The organism is Streptomyces sp. NPDC088147, from assembly GCF_044741565.1.
In the GTDB taxonomy this organism is placed as follows: domain Bacteria; phylum Actinomycetota; class Actinomycetes; order Streptomycetales; family Streptomycetaceae; genus Streptomyces.
On sequence record NZ_JBIUSY010000003.1, the window covers coordinates 169789 to 185848 of the forward strand.

A 16060-nucleotide genomic window follows, 5' to 3' on the forward strand; every position below is an offset into this window, starting at 1 on the left:
TACGTCAAACTTGTGACTGATCGCACGGTTTCGAACAACCGGAATTCGGTAGCGGGCCAATCAGCCCGGGGATGCCAAGCCACCCGAGAACAAGCGGTACGTACGGCATCATGGGGACCACGGTCCCTGAGCAGGTGGGGACCACAGTTCCCTGAGCAGGTCCGACAAGGAGAGAACACGTGGACGACGTTCTGCGGCGTGCCCCGCTCTTCGCGGCGCTCGATGACGAGCAGGCGGCGGAGCTCCGCGCCTCGATGAGTGAAGCGACGCTCGCGCGCGGTGACGCGCTCTTCCACGAGGGCGACCCGGGCGACCGCCTCTATGTGGTCACCGAGGGCAAGGTCAAACTCCACCGCACCTCCCCCGACGGCCGGGAGAACATGCTGGCCGTACTCGGCCCCGGCGAACTGATCGGCGAGCTGTCCCTCTTCGACCCCGGCCCGCGCACCGCCACCGCGAGCGCGCTCACCGAGGTCAAGCTCCTCGGGCTCGGCCACGGCGACCTCCAGCCCTGGCTGAACGCCCGCCCGGAAGTGGCCACGGCCCTGCTGCGCGCGGTCGCGCGCCGACTGCGCAAGACGAACGACCAGATGTCCGACCTGGTCTTCTCCGATGTCCCGGGCCGCGTGGCCCGTGCGCTCCTCGACCTGTCGCGCCGTTTCGGCGTCCAGTCGGAGGAAGGCATCCATGTCGTCCACGACCTGACGCAGGAAGAGCTGGCCCAGTTGGTCGGCGCCTCCCGTGAGACGGTCAACAAGGCGCTCGCCGACTTCGCGCAGCGCGGCTGGCTGCGCCTCGAGGCGCGCGCGGTGATCCTGCTGGACGTGGAGCGTCTCGCGAAGCGCTCGCGCTGAGACCCCGCGCACACCGCACTCTCCGAAGGGCTCCGCCTCCTCCTGGCGGGGCCCTTCGCCGCTCCTGCCCGCAGATCAGGCCCCTCGGATCAGGTCCTGCGGATCAGGTCCCTCAGGCCAGGTCCCTCGGATCAGCCCCCTCAGATCAGACCGTGCTCGCGCAGATACTCCAGCTGCGCCCTCACGGACAGTTCGGCCGCCGGCCACAGGGACCTGTCCACCCCCGCGTACACATGCGCCACCACCTCGGCGGGCGTACGGTGCCCGTTCTCCACGGCCGTCTCGACCTGGGCGAGCCGGTTGGCGCGATGGGCGAGATAGAACTCCACCGCGCCCTGGGCGTCGTCCAGGACAGGCCCATGGCCCGGCAGGACCGTATGGACCCCGTCGTCGACCGTGAGCGAGCGCAGCCGGCGGAGCGAGTCGAGGTAGTCGCCGAGCCTGCCGTCCGGGTGGGCGACGAGTGTCGTACCCCGGCCGAGGACGGTGTCGCCGGTGAGCACCGCGCGATCGGCGGGCAGATGGAAGGAGAGCGAGTCGGCGGTGTGACCCGGGGTGGGCACCACGCGCAGCTCAAGACCGCCGGTGGTGATGACGTCCCCGGCCGCGAGCCCCTCGTCCCCCAGCCGCAGCGCCGGGTCCAGGGCACAGACAGCGGTACGGGTGAGCGCGGCGAAGCGTGCCGCGCCGGCCGCGTGGTCCGGGTGGCCATGGGTGAGCAGGGTCAGCGCGATCCGTTTCCCGGCCCTCTCCGCGACATCGACGACCGCTTGGAGATGGAGTTCGTCGAGGGGGCCCGGGTCGATCACGACCGCCGAGTCCGCGTCCGGCTCCGAGACGATCCAGGTGTTGGTGCCGTCGAGGGTCATCGCCGAGGCGTTCGGGGCGAGGACATTTATGGCGCGGGCCGTGACGGGGCCGGTGAGCACCCCGCCGCGCGGCTGGCCCGGGAGGGCGGCGGCGTCGGTCATCGGGAACCTCCGGACGGGCTTTGAGTCTGCGTCGGAGTCGGCGTCGGCGTCTGGCCGGAGCTCTGGCGTGGCCCCTGGCCCGTGCTCGGACTCGGACTTGGGCGGCTCGGACTCGGGCTCGGACTTGGGCTCTGGCTCTGCTTCTGCTCGCCCGGACGCGAGTCCACGCGCTTGGTGAACTCCTCGTGGCCGGGCCAGCTGAGCACCAGCTCCTCGCCCTCCATCCGGGCCGTGGCCAGCACCGGCGTCAGATCGCGGCCGTCGGAACCGGCGAGCGCCTCGTCGGCCGAACCGTACGACTGGAGCTGACGCAGCGTCGCGACGGTCGGCGGCATCATCAGCAGCTCGCCCCGGTCGTACGCCTCCGTCGCCTCGGCCGGTCGGATCCACACCGTACGGTCGGCCTCCGTGGAGGCGTTCCTGGTCCGCTGGCCCGGTGGCAGCGCGGCCACGAAGAACCAGGTGTCGTAGCGGCGCGGTTCGAACTCGGGGGTGATCCAGCGGGCCCACGCGCCGAGCAGGTCGCTGCGCAGCACCAGTCCGCGCCGGTTGAGGAAGTCGGCGAACGACAGCTCGTGCCCGGCGAGGGCGTCGCGGTCGGCCTCCCAGTCGTCGCCCGTGGTGTCGCCGACGACGGTCCCCGGGGTCTCCCCGGCGAGCAGGACACCGGCCTCCTCGTAGGTCTCGCGGACCGCCGCGCACACGATGGCCTGCGCGGACGCGGCGTCGACGCCGAGCCGGCGCGCCCATACGTCACGACCGGGGCCGGCCCAGCCGACGGTCCCGTCGTCGTCCCGCGGGTCGACTCCGCCGCCGGGGTACGCGTACGCGCCCGCGGCGAACGCCATGGAGGCGCGGCGCCGCAGCATATGGACGGCGGGGCCGGCGGGATCGTCGCGCAGGAGCATCACGGTCGCGGCCCGTCGGGGAGTCATCGCGGTGATCTCACCGGCGGCGAGGGCACGGATCCGCACGGGCCATTCGGGCGGGTACCACTGACCATTGGGCATGGCCGGATGCTATGCGCTGGCGCGGGGATGTTCGAGAGGCACTGGAAGGCATGTGCTGTGACGCTACGTACAACACGATCCCGCCCGGTGCGCCTCACATACGCGCACCAGGCAGGATCTTTGGCCACGCCCCGGGCGGGGACGGGCGAGGGGACGGGCGCCCAGAAGCCACCGCCCCGTGCTCAGCCGCCGCCCGCCCCGCGCTCAGCCCCGTCGTCCGCCCCGCGCTCTCAGCCGTCGCCCGGTCCGTCCGAACCAGCCCGCGCCCGGCCCGCGCCCGGCCCGTCGCTCAGACCTCGGTCAGCTCCACCTGGATCTCGACCTCGACCGGCGCGTCCAGCGGCAGCACCGCCACGCCGACCGCGCTGCGCGCGTGCACGCCCTTGTCGCCGAGGACCTGGCCGAGCAGCTCGCTCGCGCCGTTGATCACACCCGGCTGGCCGGTGAAGTCCGCGGCCGAGGCGACGAAGCCCGTGACCTTCACCACGCGCGCGATGCGCTCCAGATCGCCGGTGACGGACTTCACGGCGGCCAGGGCGTTCAGCGCGCAGGTGGCCGCCAGTTCCTTGGCCTCTTCCGCGGTGACCTCGGCGCCGACCTTGCCGGTCACCGGAAGCTTGCCCTCCACCATCGGGAGCTGGCCCGAGGTGTAGACGTACGCACCGGACCGTACGGCCGGCTGATAGGCCGCCAGCGGCGGTACGACCTCGGGCAGTCTCAGTCCGAGCTCGGCGAGCCTGGCCTCAACGGCTCCGGCTCGGGCTCCGGCTCCGGCCGCCGCCCCAACCCCGGGTCCGCTCATGCGGCTTTCTCCCGCTTCAGATAGGCCACCAGCTGCTCCGGGTTGTTCGGCCCGGGAACGACCTGGACGAGCTCCCAGCCGTCCTCGCCCCAGGTGTCCAGAATCTGCTTGGTCGCGTGCACGAGAAGAGGCACCGTCGCGTATTCCCACTTGGTCATGGAGGCGACTGTAGTCGTACCGCGTGGCGGCCTCGTGCGTAGCCTGCGGCCCGACTGGTTAGGCTCGAATACGTGAGCAGGCTCCAGGTCGTCAGCGGCAAGGGCGGTACCGGTAAGACGACGGTCGCCGCCGCCCTCGCGCTCGCCCTCGCCACCGAGGGGAAGCGCACGCTCCTCGTCGAGGTCGAGGGCAGGCAGGGCATCGCACAGCTCTTCGAGACAGAGGCCCTTCCATACGAGGAGCGGAAGATCGCCGTCGCCTCGGGCGGCGGCGAGGTGTTCGCGCTGGCCATCGACGCCGAGCGCGCGCTTCTCGACTATCTCCAGATGTTCTACAAGCTCGGCAGCGCGGGCCGGGCGCTCAAGAAGATCGGTGCGATCGACTTCGCGACGACGATCGCGCCGGGGGTCAGGGACGTACTGCTGACCGGCAAGGCGTGCGAGGCGGTGCGCAGGCGCGACAAGAGGGGACGTTTCGTCTACGACTACGTCGTGATGGACGCCCCGCCCACCGGCCGCATCACCCGCTTCCTCAATGTGAACGACGAGGTGGCCGGGCTGGCGAAGATCGGCCCGATACACAATCAGGCGCAGGCCGTGATGCGGGTCCTGAAGTCGCCCGAGACGGCCGTGCATCTGGTGACGCTGCTGGAGGAGATGCCGGTCCAGGAGACCGCGGACGGCATCGCCGAGTTGCGGAGCGCGGAGCTGCGGGTCGGCAAGGTGATCGTGAACATGGTCCGGCCGCATCTCCTGGACGAGGCCGCCGTACGCGCCGCGGCCGGTGATCGCCGCAAGGAGGTCGCGAAGGCGCTCGCGGCCGCCGGTGTGCCCGCGCCCACGAAGCTCGTCGGGCCACTGCTCGACCAGGCCGCGGAGCACGCGCAGCGCGTGGAGCTGGAGCGCGAGCAGCGGGCCGTCCTCACCAGGCTGGGGCTGCCCACGTACGAACTCCCCCTGGTCGGCGAGGGAATGGATCTCGCCGGTCTGTACCGGCTGGCGGGGGAGCTACGGCAACTCGGGGAGGTCTTCGCATGACCCTGGACTCTGCGGCTGCCCCACTCGACATCGATCCGCTGCTCGACGACCCGGCCACCCGCATCGTGGTGTGCTGCGGCTCGGGCGGCGTCGGCAAGACGACGACCGCGGCGGCTCTCGGCGTACGGGCGGCCGAGCGCGGCCGGAAAGTGGTCGTCCTGACCATCGATCCCGCGCGCCGGCTGGCCCAGTCGATGGGGATCGACTCGCTCGACAACACGCCCCGGCGGGTGAAGGGCGTCCAGGGCCCCGGCGAACTGCACGCCATGATGCTCGACATGAAGCGGACCTTCGACGAGATCGTCGAGGCGCACGCGGACCCGGACCGGGCCCGCGCCATTCTGGAGAACCCCTTCTACCAGTCCCTGTCGGCCGGCTTCGCGGGCACGCAGGAGTACATGGCGATGGAGAAGCTGGGTCAGCTGCGGTCCCGCGACGAGTGGGACCTGATCATCGTCGACACGCCGCCGTCGCGCTCCGCGCTGGACTTCCTGGACGCGCCGAAGCGGCTCGGTTCCTTTCTCGACGGGAAGTTCATCAGGCTGCTGATGACCCCGGCCAAGATGGGCGGCCGGGCGGGGATGAAGTTCCTGAATGTCGGTATGTCGATGATGACGGGCACGCTGGGAAAGCTGCTCGGCGGCCAATTCCTGCGTGACGTACAGACCTTCATCACCGCGATGGACACGATGTTCGGCGGGTTCCGTACGCGCGCGGACGCGACGTACCGGCTGCTTCAGGCGCCGGGTACGGCGTTTCTGGTGGTCGCGGCGCCGGAGCGGGACGCCTTGCGGGAGGCGGCGTACTTCGTGGAGCGGCTGGCGGCCGAGGAGATGCCTCTGGCCGGGCTGGTGCTCAACCGTGTCCACGGCAGCGGCGCCGCGCGGCTGTCGGCGGAGCGGGCGCGGGCCGCGGCGGAAAATCTTGAAGACGGCGGCATTGTGGATCAGGGGGCCGGGAATGCTCAGAGTCGTGGCAGTGCAGCCTCGGAAGGCTCTTCTCCCGAAGCCTCCGAGACGCACGAGCCCTTCGAAGCCGCCGTACCTGTCGTAGCCGCTGAATCCGTCGTACCCGCATCACCGCACGCGTCTGACGAATCCGATGTATCCGACGTATCCGCTATGCCCGCCGCCCCGGCCGTACCCGAATCGGTCGCGTCTGTCACAACTGTGGAACAGCTGACGGCGGGTTTGCTGCGGCTGCACGCCGAACGGATGCAGGTGCTCGCGCGTGAGGAGCGCACGCGCGACCGCTTCACCGCGCTGCACCCCGAGGTGGCGGTGGCGGAGGTCCCCGCCCTGCCCGGCGACGTTCACGACCTTGCCGGGCTCAGGGCCATCGCGGAGCGCCTCGCGGCGGGTGGCACGACGCGCTGACATGGCCCGGCACGCCATGGCGACGCACCAAGCTCGACGCGCCAAACTCGACACGCCAGGCTCGACGCACCAGGGCCGGCGCACCGTGCTCGACACACGCACCGTGCTGGGCGCGCCGTGTCCGGCACAGCGCGTTCGGCACACCGTGCCCGGCAACACCGCGGTCGATGTGACACGCCCGAAGCGCTGCCCGCCTCAGCGCCGAGTCATGGCGCCCTCGGCAGGACCGAGAGCGATTACCCCACCGGCTTCCCCACCCATTACCCCACCGGCTTCCCCGGCGGTTTCGCTACCGGCTCCCCAGCGGCTTTGCTACCGGCTCCCCCACCGGTTACCCCACGGCCCGGTTACCCCACGGCCGCGTACGTCTCGTACGTCTCGTCATCCTCCAAGCCCACAGGCAGGAGGCCCGCGCTGCGCTCGTACTCCGTGCGCGCGGTCTCGAGCAGCCGGCGCCACGAGGTGACGGTCGGCCGCCTGCGCAGCAGTGCACGGCGCTCCCGCTCGGTCATCCCGCCCCACACGCCGAATTCGACGCGATTGTCCAGCGCGTCGGCCAGGCATTCGGTCCGCACCGGGCATCCGGTGCACACCGCCTTGGCCCTGTTCTGCGCCGCACCCTGCACGAACAGTTCATCTGGATCGGTAGTGCGGCAAGCTGCCTGCGCACTCCAGTCGGTTACCCAGCCCATGCTGGCGCCGTCCTCTCCCGAATCGAGGCTCCCCCACGGCGGCAGCGGCATATTCACCGTTGCCAGTTGAGGACGTTACGGAAGGTGGGCACAGCGCAACACCCCCTTCGGGCCCAATCTTGAATGGCCCGAACGGACTATGCGTACGCGGCAGATCACCCAGGGGAGTGACCCGAGGGCATAACCGGCACATCCGACAAAGTCGGGTATTTCACTTGGGTCACAACGGTCATCTCATGCCAGGCGCGGAGGATTCGGGCGTCAATATTGCGTGTTTCGGGTTCACGGAAAGTTCACGCCGGGTGCTTGATACGCAACCGCACTGCTGTGACAGTTGGGGACAGCTTAGGCCAGAGCCTTGACGCGTGTCCGGCGATTGAGAACGTAGGCTGCCCTCATGCCAAAGAAGCGCTCGGGCGGGGGTCTGACCGGGACCCAGCAGGCCGCCAAGTTCCTCGGTGTCAGCGTGCTCGCGGGAGCGGTGCTCGCGGGAATCGCCCTGCCGGCCTTCGGGGCGCTGGGACTCGCCGCCAAGGGGACGGTCGAGGGATTCGACGAGATCCCCGCCAACCTCAAGACACCGCCGCTGAGTCAGCGGACCACGATCCTGGACTCCCAGGGCGGCCGTATCGCCACGGTCTACTCACGTGACCGCACCGTCGTCCCGCTCAAGGACATCTCCCCGTACATGCAGAAGGCGATCGTCGCGATCGAGGACTCGCGCTTCTACGAGCACGGGGCCATCGACCTGAAGGGCGTGCTGCGCGCGGTCAACCGCAACGCGCAGTCGGGCGGCGTCGCCCAGGGCGCCTCGACGCTGACCCAGCAGTACGTGAAGAACGTCTTCGTCGAGGAGGCCGGCGACGACCCGGACAAGGTCGCGCAGGCCACCCAGCAGACCCTGGGCCGCAAGATCCAGGAGCTGAAGTACGCGATCCAGGTCGAGGAGGAGCTGGGCAAGAAGAAGATCCTCGAGAACTATCTGAACATCACCTTCTTCGGGCAGCAGGCCTACGGCATCGAGGCGGCCGCCCAGCGCTACTTCTCCAAGCCGGCCAAGGACCTGAAGCTCGAAGAGGCGGCCATGCTGGCGGGCATCGTCCAGTCGCCGAGCCGGTACGACCCGGTCAACGACGAGGAGGAGGCCACCAAGCGGCGCAACATCGTGCTGCAGCGGATGGCCGACGTCCGCGACATCTCCCAGGCGGAGGCCGACCGCGCCAAGGCCGCCCCGATCACGCTCAAGGTGAGCCGTCCCGCGAACGGCTGCATCACGGCCGTCGCCGGGGCGGGCTTCTTCTGTGACTACGTGCGCGAGGTCTTCCTGACCGACCCGGTCTTCGGCAAGGACCGCAAGGAGCGGGCCAAGGTCTGGAACCAGGGCGGTCTGACGATCCGTACGACGCTCGACCCGAAGGCCCAGAGCTCGGTACAGGCGTCGATAAAGGATCACGTCAACCAGAGCGACAAGGTCGCCGCGGCGGTGACCCTGGTCGAGCCGGGCACCGGCAAGATCCTCGGCATGGGGCAGTCCAAGCCCTACGGCTTCGGGAAGAACGAAACCCAGATCAACTTCTCGGTCGACAAGGGGATGGGCGGCTCGAACTACGGCTTCCCGACCGGTTCGACCTTCAAGCCGTTCCTCGCGACGGCGGCCATCGAGCGCGGTGTCCCGCCGACACAGTCGTATCCGGCGCCGTACCAGATGCCGTACCCGGCGTCGATCCAGACGTGCAGCGGGAAGCCGTGGGTCAACACGGAGGGCGACACGGCCGAGAACGAGAACGAGTCGGAGGTCGGGCCGTACGGGCTGAAGGAGGCGATGGCCAAATCCGTCAACACGTATTTCGTGCAGATGATAGAGCAAATCGGTCTCTGCCCCGTGACGGAGACGATCGCCAAGCTGGGCGTGGTCCAGGGCGACGGCAAGAAGCTTCCGGAGTCGCCGTCGGCCCTCACCCTGGGCTCGCAGGGCATCTCGCCGCTGCGGATGGCGAACGCGTACGCGGCCTTCGCGAACCGCGGCACGTACTGCACGCCCATCGCCATCGACTCGATCAAGACGGCGACGGGCAAGAGCCTGAAGGTGCCGGAGTCGGGCTGTTCCCAGGCCATGTCGGAGAAGACCGCCGACACGATCAACACCCTGCTGAAGGGCGTGGTCGACTCCGGTACGGGTGAGGCGGCCGGACTGACGAGCCGCGACAACGCCGGTAAGACGGGTACGACGGACGCCCGTAAGAACGCGTGGTTCGTCGGATACACCCCGAACATGTCCGGCGCGGTCTGGGTCGGCAGCCCGTCCCAGCAGGTCGAGATGGAGGACATCACGATCGGGGGCGAGTACCACGACAAGGTCTTCGGTGGTCAGGTCCCGGGTCCGATCTGGAAGGACGCGGTGTCCGGCGCGCTGGACGGCAAGCCCGCCCCCGGCTTCGTGACGGTCGACATCCCGGACGCGCCGAAGGGCCGGGACACCGACAGGCCGGGCGGGAACAACCAGGGCCAGGGCAACGGCGGCCGGGGTGACAACAAGCCGGGCGACGGCGGTGACAGTGACGGTGACGATCCGTTCCCGGGCCTGCCGGACCTGATCAGCGGCGGCCAGTCCCAGGGCGGCGGGAACGGCGGCAATGGGAACGGCGGGAACGGCAACGGCGGCCAGAACGGCGGCGACGGCGGGGACAACGGCGGCCAGGACGGCGGCAACGGGTTCCCGTAAGCCGCGGTGGCCGAGTGCCGTAGCCGAATGCGTTAGCTGAATGACGAAGGGGCGCTCCATCCGACGGCGGCAGCCGGGGATGGAGCGCCCCTCACTCGTCGCCCCTCACTCGTTGAACTGCGTGCACTGAGTGCGGGTGCGAGTTCACGGTTCCGGGTTCACGGTTCAGGGTTCAGCCGGCGAGGGAGCGCTTCACGAGGGCGGCCACCCGGCCTCCCTCGGCGCGGCCGGCCACCTTCGGGTTCACGATCTTCATCACGGCGCCCATGGCGCGCGGGCCCTCGGCTCCGGTGCCCTTGGCCTCCTCGACGGCCTGCGCGACGATCGTGGCCAGCTCCTCGTCGGTCAGCTGCTTCGGCAGATACGCGTCGAGGAGCACGCCCTCCGCCTTCTCACGCTCGGCCTGCTCCGGACGGCCGCCCTGGGCGAAGGCCTCCGCCGCCTCACGGCGCTTCTTCGCCTCCTTGGCGATCACTTTCTGCACCTCGTCGTCGGAGAGCTCGCGCGCGGACGTGCCCGAGACCTCCTCCTTGGTGATCGCGGAGAGGGTCAGCCGCAGCGTGGCGGAGCGGAGCTCGTCACGCGCCCTGATGGCCTCGGTGAGGTCTTCCTTCAGCTTGGACTTAAGGCTGGTCATGAGGCCAAGTGTGGCAGGTGCCGAGAGGTACCCGCCCGCGGATTTCGTGCCCGTACGGCGTCTGCGACGATGGGCACATGCGCGCACGCTACGGGGTTCCCCTGAAAATCACCGCAGGCATCGCGGCAGTCGGCGCGGCCGGCCTCGCCTACGCCGCGGGCATCGAGACACGTTCGTTCCGGTTGCGCCGGATCTCGGTGCCCGTGCTCCCGCGCGGCATGCGTGACCTGCGCGTTCTCCAGGTCTCCGACATCCATATGGTGAGCGGACAGCGGAAGAAGCAGCGCTGGCTCCAGTCGCTGGCCGGGCTGCGCCCCGATTTCGTGGTCAACACCGGCGACAACCTCTCGGACCCGGAGGGCGTACCGGAGGTACTGGACGCGCTGGGCCCGCTGATGGAGTTCCCGGGTGTCTATGTCTTCGGATCGAACGACTACTACGGCCCGAAGCTCCGCAATCCGGCCCGCTACCTCTTCGAGAAGGCCCAGGGCCGCCACGGTCTGAACGGGAACGCCCCGGCCGTCCACGCGGTGCACAACCCGTGGGAGCCGATGCGCGACGCCTTCGACGCGGCGGGCTGGGTGGGCCTGACCAACACCAGGGGCCGGCTGAAGATCGACGGCCACGAGATCGCCTTCACGGGCGTCGACGACCCGCACATCAAGCGGGACAGGTACGAGCGGGTCGCGGGCGGCCCCGAGGCGGACGCCGACCTCTCGATCGGCGTGGTGCACGCCCCCTACCTGCGCTCCCTGGACTCCTTCACCGCCGACGGCTACCCCCTGATCCTGGCGGGCCACACGCACGGCGGCCAGCTCTGCATCCCCTTCTACGGAGCGCTGGTCACCAACTGCGACCTCGACACGGACCGCGTGAAGGGCCTCTCCACCCACCGCTCCGGCGGCCACACCGCCTACCTCCACGTCTCGGCGGGCTGCGGCACGAACCGCTACACCCCGGTCCGCTTCGCCTGCCCCCCGGAAGCAACGCTCCTGACCCTGACCTCCCGCCCCTGACGTACCGGGCCCGCCCCACTCCCGGCCCCTGTCGCCCCCCGAAACCGGATTTCGTCTCCGGCCAGCGGTGGGCTAAAGTAATCGATGTCGCCGCGACAAGGGCGACATCGGGGTGTAGCGCAGCTTGGCAGCGCGCTTCGTTCGGGACGAAGAGGTCGTGGGTTCAAATCCCGCCACCCCGACAGCTAAGCACCAGGTCAGAGGGCCCTTACCGAATCGGTAAGGGCCCTCTGGCGTTGCTGTGTGTCTATCTGCGTGACTATTGCCTACGGCTTCCGTGGGTCCGCGCCGAAGATGCCGTCCATGACGACGGCGCCCGTCTGGATCACTGGCCTGATCTGCTTCCGGTAGACCTCCTCGGTCACGGCCGTCCCCGAGTGACCGACGAGCCGGGAGATCTCCTCCAGGGGGACGCCACGGTCGGAGAGCAGTGACACAAAGCTGTGCCGGAGCTCCCGAGGCGTCCACTCGGCTGGGTCGACCCCGTCGACGTCCTTGAGCGCCTGGCGGAAGGCGCGGCGGACGTTGGCGGCGTCGAGCGGCTTGCCGACGGCCGAGGAAAAGACGAGCCCGTGCTCCTCCCACTCGTCATCGGCGGCGAGCCGATCCCACCCCTGATCCTCGTACTGCCGCCAGAGCGCATCGATACAGCGTGACGGCAGGGCGAGCGTGCGCCGGGACTTGCGGGTCTTGGTGTCGCCGCTCCGCCGGACCGGACCGCCACACGGCGATGTGCGGAGGCTGCGCCGGGACCAGGTCGGGCCGTCCCTTGAGGAAGACGTGGTCCCAGGTGAGGGCCCGCAGTTCTTCGGTGCGGGCACCGGTCAGGAGGGCGACGACGATGTACGCGTACATCGAGGTTCCCTCAGCTCCCCGGAGAATGGCCTCCGCCCGGGCGAAGGTGAGGGCTTTCGAAGGTCGCCCGGACTGCCCCTGGGGCACCGAGCACAGCTCCACGACGTTCCGCTTGACCTTGTCCCGGGCCATGGCCCGCTTGACCGCCCGGTTCAGGCAGGAGTGAAGGCCCTGGAGAGTTCGGGTGCTGAGCGTTCTGGACTTCTTGGCCAGCCAGCGGTCAACGTCCTCCGCACTGAGATCGCGGAGCTTGCGGGCGCCGAGCGACGGAATGACGTGCTTCTCACTGAGGAGCGTGGTCGTCGCGACGGTGCTCGGGTCAAGGCCGGCCAGACCATAGGCGAGCCAGTCCGTGACGGCGTCCTTCACGGTGTAGTTGGTCGGCGCGATGGCCAGACCGTCTTCGTGATCGCGCAGCACCTCCTTGAGCTTGTTTTTCGCCTCGGTCTTGGTCCTGCCACTCCCCCGCTTCACGATCCGCTTGCCGCTCGGGTCGAAGCCGAGGTTCGCTGTGGCGATCCACCGCTGTCTCTTGTCGTCCCAGTGCAGACCGCCGTCACCGCGACTGCGTCGCTTGGTCACTGCTCAGCCCCAGCTTCCCGCTCCAGGAGCGCAACGTAATCAGTGATGGCGGAAGCTGGAACGAGGCGGGTCCGCCCTTCCTTGACAGTCCGGAGACGACCAGCACGGATCAAGTCGTAGACGACGCTTCGGCTCAGCCCCAGCACCCTCACAGCATCGGGAACGCGGTACAGGGCCGGAGGGATCGCCGGTCCTCCAATGTCGAGTACGGTCACCATTCCTCCTCATCGCTCAGCAGTTCGGCGCGGTGTTCGCGGGCGGCTTCGCGGTTGTGTTGGATGTCGCGGTGGATGTTGGCGGCGAGCCAGGATTCGCCGGGGGTGTGGCCGTTTCCGGCATAGGCCCAGTGCGCGAGCGTGAGCGTGGTGGCCTCGGGGTGGTCGTCGGGGTCGGGGAGGCCGAGTGCGGCGCGTTGTTCGGCGGCTCGATAGTCGGCGCGGACCTGGCGGAGTGCGCTGAGGGTGGTGGAGTAGGCGCGGGACTTGGTGGAGAAGTGGCCGCGGAAGCCGAGCATGTGGGCCCAGTCGCGGAGCTTGCGTTCCGGGTAGGCGTGGTGCAGGTCCAAGCACGCCTCGATCAGCCGCCGGGGGTGCTCCGGCACGTCAAGCAGCACCAGAGCTTCCTTGTTGCCGACACGGTGGTCCACGGTCCCGGTCGTCTCAGCTGCCTTCGTGGCGTACTTGGCGACGTAGGAGGCCACGGCCTGTTCGGTGAGGTCTTCGCCCTTGCCGAACGCGCCGATGGGCTGCACATCGAGTTGCGTGCCCCACCGCAGCGTCCACCCCTCATGGATTCCGGCTTCCGGGTTGGCCGGCACAATCACTTCGGCCCGGGCGGCGGCGGCGCGGATCGCGTCGTCCAGGAGCTCCCGCGTGGCCCAGGCCGGTGGCGGGGTGTTCGGTCCTTCGGGTCCGTCGAAGCGGATGACCGCGTGGAAGTGCACGGCCCCGCGCTTCTGGTACTCCGCAACCTTCCCGAAGGAGACTTTGGATTGTTCGCGGGCGGCTTTCTGGGTGAGTCCCGCTCGCTTGGCGATCTCGCGGCGGAGGTAGATCGTGAAGTAGCGCCAGAGGTCCGATGCGTGGTTGTTCCACAGCACCGCCCCCGCGTAGTCGTAGGTGTCCGGGTCCAGCGGCGTACCAAGTTCCGGCGCGTCCTCGGGGTGTCGGGTACCGCAGCGGCAGGGCCGGTTGCCAGGTCGGTTGTGGACGGGCCCGAAGGAGGGGGCCGTCAGGGTGGCGAAGACCCGGGGGTGGTCCCGGATCGTGGTCGGGGTGCCTTTGTCGGGGTCGCCGGTAAGTCCGGCGCGGATGAGGTGGTAGGTGTCGCCTGCGTAGGTCCAGGCGCAGGCGGGGCAGCGGGTGGCGCGGCGGTTGCCGCAGGCGATCCGTAACCGGCCCCCGGGCTCGGCGTCGGTCGAGTAGTGGTGCAGGACCGTGCCGGTCGCCCGGTCAATGGTCTTGGTGGCGCCGGTGAGGTGGATGGGCTGGGAGCAGCCTCCGGTGCGGCGGAGTTGTTCGGTGAGGCGGTCGAAGCCGGGAGACCCGGCCACCCTGAGCAGGTCGCCCAGGGTGGCCGGGTCCAGGCCCGCCGCGGTCGCAGCGGTGTTCATGGTCAGCGCCCCGCCCTGCCGTGCGCGGGACCGTGGTTGGCGGTGTAGCCCTCGACCAGGGCCTTGACCTGGCTGTCGCCCGTGGCGGTGGCCTTGGCGCCGCAGTGGCAGACGGCCGATCCGGTGGCCGGGGCGTTCGGGGACGGCTTGCTGACGTGGAGACCGGGGCGGTCCGGGGTGGGGGTCAGGTCGGCCATGGCGCTCAGGCCCCGATCCGGCTGTGGGCGCGGGCGGGGGTGGTGTGACCGGTTCCGCGGCAGGCGGGGCAGTGGGCGGTGATGGTCTGGCGCTGCCCGTCGGGGGTGGTCTGGCCGGTGGTGATGGTGACGGTGGGGAAGCCGTCGCAGTGGCCGCAGATCGGCCGCGGCGGGGTGTGCTGGGGCATGATGGGAGCTCCCTTTCGGGTCCGTTGGATCTGGAGTGGGTTGGACACCCGGGGCGGCGGAAACTTGGCGGTTGAGGCCGCCCCGGGGGCCGGTTAGCGGTTGTTCGGGCGGTTGAGCAGCGAGCGCAGGACCACGGCGCACACGGCGACCGAGGCGGCGGTGATCGCGGTCGCGAGGAGCATCGAGACCAGGACCGTCCCGATGATCAGGACCATGGCGGTCCCGCCCGCGGCGGCGACGAGGAGCGAGCCCGGGGTGAACTGAACGGCCGGACGGGCGGGCGGAGCAGCCGGAACCGGGGCCGGGACGGTCGGGGCGTTGTGGCAGGTGCAGGCCGGAGGATGCATCAGGCCGGTGAGCGGCGGGACGAGGGACGCGCCCGGGGTGGGGGCGGTGTCGGGGGGCGGGATCTTCGGGGTGAACACGGGCGGGGCCTCCTGTCAGGGGTTGCAGCGGTGGGTGCGGGCGGCGAGTTCGGCGGCGGAGCGGCCGTGGTAATCGGCGGAGAAGTCGCAGCGGGGTGCGGTGCAGGCGGCGACGTGCTTGGTCCGGCCCCGGCCGTCGTAGTAGGTGCCGACCTGAACGGGGCCGAAGCGGACCACGTTCGTGAAGCGGTTCGGACGCGGCATGGCATGAACCTCCTTGTTTGTTAGACGAGTTGGGCGGTGATGGCGTCGGCGAGGGGGGCGGGGACGCCGAGGCGGGCGCGCAGGGTGGCGGAGTCGATCCGGCTGCCGGTGGTGGCCTGGTGGGTGTCGGCGAGCTTCCGGGCGTGATCCAGAAGGGCCGGAGGAACGGCCGCGGCCGGAGCGGACACCGGAGCCGGAGAAGCCGTGGCTTCCTCAGGAGCGGGCGCGGGCGGCAGTTCGGGAGCCGGTTCGGGAGCCCGTTCCACCGTCACGTCCGCGGCGGGTTCAGATGCTCGGGCAACCGGCGGTGCGGGCACTGGAAGGGGCTCGGGATCGGCCTCGGGTGCGGTGGTGGGGCTGTGGACAAGGAGGGTGCCGCCGAGGAAGGCGAGGGCGGGCCATCCGGCGACGAGGATGCGTAGCCAGGCCGGGACGTCGTTGAGGTCGAGGAGTCCGGCGGTGGCGACGTTCGCGCCCAGTGAGGCGGCCAGCGCGATGATGAACCAGGCCCAGGCGGCGCGGTTGTCCGCGGTGGTGCGCATGCGGCGCCAGGCGGCGACGAGGAGCAGATCGACGCTGACGGGGTAGGCCCAGGCTTTCCAGCCGTCCTGCCCGGCGGCTGCGGCCAGATCATGCAGGTGGGCGAAAGACAGGGCCCCGGCGATGACGGCCTGGATGAGTACCGCGTCGATGCGGATACGGGACACGAGGAGTCACCTC

General features: G+C 69.9%; 18 protein-coding genes, 1 tRNA gene and 1 pseudogene. 6 read left to right on the forward strand and 14 right to left on the reverse strand.

The window, feature by feature from the left end; all coding sequences use genetic code 11:
* Positions 1-179 precede the first annotated feature (179 nt).
* The gene (locus tag ACIOGX_RS11550; RefSeq protein WP_030353254.1) at positions 180-854 is read left to right on the forward strand and encodes a Crp/Fnr family transcriptional regulator; all 675 of its coding nucleotides are present in this window, start codon (positions 180-182) and stop codon (positions 852-854) included.
* A 140-nt stretch (positions 855-994) separates the two neighbouring features.
* Here the strand turns inward: ACIOGX_RS11550 and ACIOGX_RS11555 are convergent, their stop codons facing one another.
* The 4 genes from ACIOGX_RS11555 to ACIOGX_RS11570 all read right to left on the reverse strand — a co-directional run bounded on the left by ACIOGX_RS11555 (position 995) and on the right by ACIOGX_RS11570 (position 3795).
* Positions 995-1825 (reverse strand): MBL fold metallo-hydrolase, encoded by an 831-nt coding sequence (locus ACIOGX_RS11555; RefSeq protein ID WP_401912261.1) that lies wholly within the window; start codon positions 1823-1825, stop codon positions 995-997.
* Complete coding sequence (locus tag ACIOGX_RS11560) at positions 1822-2835, reverse strand: NUDIX hydrolase (RefSeq protein WP_401912264.1); 1014 nt, start codon at positions 2833-2835, stop codon at positions 1822-1824. Before ACIOGX_RS11560 ends, ACIOGX_RS11555 begins: the two co-directional genes overlap by 4 nt.
* Before the next feature lie 289 nt (positions 2836-3124).
* Positions 3125-3637 carry a RidA family protein gene (locus tag ACIOGX_RS11565; protein WP_401912267.1) on the reverse strand — a complete coding sequence of 171 codons (513 nt, stop codon included), beginning with the start codon at positions 3635-3637 and terminating at the stop codon, positions 3125-3127.
* Positions 3634-3795 carry a DUF4177 domain-containing protein gene (locus tag ACIOGX_RS11570; protein WP_014178397.1) on the reverse strand — a complete coding sequence of 54 codons (162 nt, stop codon included), beginning with the start codon at positions 3793-3795 and terminating at the stop codon, positions 3634-3636. Before ACIOGX_RS11570 ends, ACIOGX_RS11565 begins: the two co-directional genes overlap by 4 nt.
* A gap of 72 nt (positions 3796-3867) precedes the next feature.
* Here ACIOGX_RS11570 and ACIOGX_RS11575 point away from each other — a divergent pair, with 72 nt between their 5' ends.
* Both ACIOGX_RS11575 and ACIOGX_RS11580 read left to right on the forward strand, forming a co-directional pair.
* Entirely contained in the window at positions 3868-4833 is a 966-nt protein-coding gene (locus ACIOGX_RS11575) for an ArsA family ATPase (protein WP_384768626.1), read from the forward strand.
* Entirely contained in the window at positions 4830-6209 is a 1380-nt protein-coding gene (locus tag ACIOGX_RS11580; protein WP_401912269.1) for an ArsA family ATPase, read from the forward strand. The genes ACIOGX_RS11575 and ACIOGX_RS11580 overlap by 4 nt, the downstream gene beginning before the upstream one ends.
* Before the next feature lie 347 nt (positions 6210-6556).
* On the opposite strand, the gene ACIOGX_RS11585 is transcribed toward ACIOGX_RS11580, so the two are convergent.
* Complete coding sequence (locus ACIOGX_RS11585) at positions 6557-6901, reverse strand: WhiB family transcriptional regulator (protein WP_030353248.1); 345 nt, start codon at positions 6899-6901, stop codon at positions 6557-6559.
* A 397-nt stretch (positions 6902-7298) separates the two neighbouring features.
* Between ACIOGX_RS11585 and ACIOGX_RS11590 the strand changes: the two genes are divergently transcribed.
* Positions 7299-9623, forward strand: a complete 2325-nt coding sequence (locus ACIOGX_RS11590) for a transglycosylase domain-containing protein (RefSeq protein WP_356515332.1) — start codon at positions 7299-7301, stop codon at positions 9621-9623.
* 172 nt (positions 9624-9795) lie between these two features.
* On the opposite strand, the gene ACIOGX_RS11595 is transcribed toward ACIOGX_RS11590, so the two are convergent.
* Positions 9796-10260, reverse strand: a complete 465-nt coding sequence (locus ACIOGX_RS11595; RefSeq protein ID WP_401912272.1) for a GatB/YqeY domain-containing protein — start codon at positions 10258-10260, stop codon at positions 9796-9798.
* A gap of 77 nt (positions 10261-10337) precedes the next feature.
* On the opposite strand from ACIOGX_RS11595, the gene ACIOGX_RS11600 reads away from it, so the two are divergent.
* Positions 10338-11276 carry a metallophosphoesterase gene (locus ACIOGX_RS11600; RefSeq protein ID WP_356515328.1) on the forward strand — a complete coding sequence of 313 codons (939 nt, stop codon included), beginning with the start codon at positions 10338-10340 and terminating at the stop codon, positions 11274-11276.
* A gap of 108 nt (positions 11277-11384) precedes the next feature.
* Positions 11385-11458 (forward strand) — tRNA-Pro (locus ACIOGX_RS11605).
* Between the two features lie 84 nt (positions 11459-11542).
* Here ACIOGX_RS11605 and xerC read toward each other — a convergent pair.
* The 8 genes and pseudogenes from xerC to ACIOGX_RS11645 form a co-directional block, all read right to left on the reverse strand.
* A pseudogene (gene xerC, locus ACIOGX_RS11610) lies at positions 11543-12713 on the reverse strand (tyrosine recombinase XerC).
* Positions 12710-12931 (reverse strand): helix-turn-helix domain-containing protein, encoded by a 222-nt coding sequence (locus tag ACIOGX_RS11615; protein WP_042496582.1) that lies wholly within the window; start codon positions 12929-12931, stop codon positions 12710-12712. The pseudogene xerC and the gene ACIOGX_RS11615 overlap by 4 nt, the downstream one beginning before the upstream one ends.
* Positions 12925-14325 carry a replication initiator protein RepSA gene (gene repSA, locus ACIOGX_RS11620; RefSeq protein ID WP_401912276.1) on the reverse strand — a complete coding sequence of 467 codons (1401 nt, stop codon included), beginning with the start codon at positions 14323-14325 and terminating at the stop codon, positions 12925-12927. The genes ACIOGX_RS11615 and repSA overlap by 7 nt, the downstream gene beginning before the upstream one ends.
* A 2-nt stretch (positions 14326-14327) precedes the next feature.
* Positions 14328-14522, reverse strand: coding sequence for a hypothetical protein (locus ACIOGX_RS11625; protein ID WP_401912279.1), 195 nt, complete (start codon positions 14520-14522; stop codon positions 14328-14330).
* 5 nt (positions 14523-14527) lie between these two features.
* Positions 14528-14710 carry a hypothetical protein gene (locus ACIOGX_RS11630; RefSeq protein WP_401912282.1) on the reverse strand — a complete coding sequence of 61 codons (183 nt, stop codon included), beginning with the start codon at positions 14708-14710 and terminating at the stop codon, positions 14528-14530.
* A 93-nt stretch (positions 14711-14803) separates the two neighbouring features.
* On the reverse strand, positions 14804-15136 hold the full coding sequence (locus ACIOGX_RS11635; RefSeq protein ID WP_401912284.1) for a SpdD protein: 333 nt from the start codon (positions 15134-15136) through the stop codon (positions 14804-14806).
* Between the two features lie 15 nt (positions 15137-15151).
* Complete coding sequence (locus ACIOGX_RS11640; protein WP_401912287.1) at positions 15152-15340, reverse strand: mobile element transfer protein; 189 nt, start codon at positions 15338-15340, stop codon at positions 15152-15154.
* Positions 15341-15360: 20 nt separating this feature from the next.
* Entirely contained in the window at positions 15361-16047 is a 687-nt protein-coding gene (locus ACIOGX_RS11645) for a DUF2637 domain-containing protein (protein ID WP_401912289.1), read from the reverse strand.
* Between the last annotated feature and the right edge of the window lie 13 nt (positions 16048-16060).

Coding starts and splice junctions, on each gene's coding strand:
- ACIOGX_RS11595 (WP_401912272.1), bottom strand. CDS start 10,260: ATGACCAGCCTTAAGTCCAAGCTGAAGGAAGACCTCACCGAGGCCATC.
- ACIOGX_RS11560 (WP_401912264.1), bottom strand. CDS start 2,835: ATGCCCAATGGTCAGTGGTACCCGCCCGAATGGCCCGTGCGGATCCGT.
- ACIOGX_RS11615 (WP_042496582.1), bottom strand. CDS start 12,931: ATGGTGACCGTACTCGACATTGGAGGACCGGCGATCCCTCCGGCCCTG.
- ACIOGX_RS11640 (WP_401912287.1), bottom strand. CDS start 15,340: ATGCCGCGTCCGAACCGCTTCACGAACGTGGTCCGCTTCGGCCCCGTT.
- ACIOGX_RS11555 (WP_401912261.1), bottom strand. CDS start 1,825: ATGACCGACGCCGCCGCCCTCCCGGGCCAGCCGCGCGGCGGGGTGCTC.
- ACIOGX_RS11625 (WP_401912279.1), bottom strand. CDS start 14,522: ATGGCCGACCTGACCCCCACCCCGGACCGCCCCGGTCTCCACGTCAGC.
- ACIOGX_RS11580 (WP_401912269.1), top strand. CDS start 4,830: ATGACCCTGGACTCTGCGGCTGCCCCACTCGACATCGATCCGCTGCTC.
- repSA (WP_401912276.1), bottom strand. CDS start 14,325: ATGAACACCGCTGCGACCGCGGCGGGCCTGGACCCGGCCACCCTGGGC.
- ACIOGX_RS11585 (WP_030353248.1), bottom strand. CDS start 6,901: ATGGGCTGGGTAACCGACTGGAGTGCGCAGGCAGCTTGCCGCACTACC.
- ACIOGX_RS11590 (WP_356515332.1), top strand. CDS start 7,299: ATGCCAAAGAAGCGCTCGGGCGGGGGTCTGACCGGGACCCAGCAGGCC.
- ACIOGX_RS11570 (WP_014178397.1), bottom strand. CDS start 3,795: ATGACCAAGTGGGAATACGCGACGGTGCCTCTTCTCGTGCACGCGACC.
- ACIOGX_RS11565 (WP_401912267.1), bottom strand. CDS start 3,637: ATGAGCGGACCCGGGGTTGGGGCGGCGGCCGGAGCCGGAGCCCGAGCC.
- ACIOGX_RS11630 (WP_401912282.1), bottom strand. CDS start 14,710: ATGCCCCAGCACACCCCGCCGCGGCCGATCTGCGGCCACTGCGACGGC.
- ACIOGX_RS11600 (WP_356515328.1), top strand. CDS start 10,338: ATGCGCGCACGCTACGGGGTTCCCCTGAAAATCACCGCAGGCATCGCG.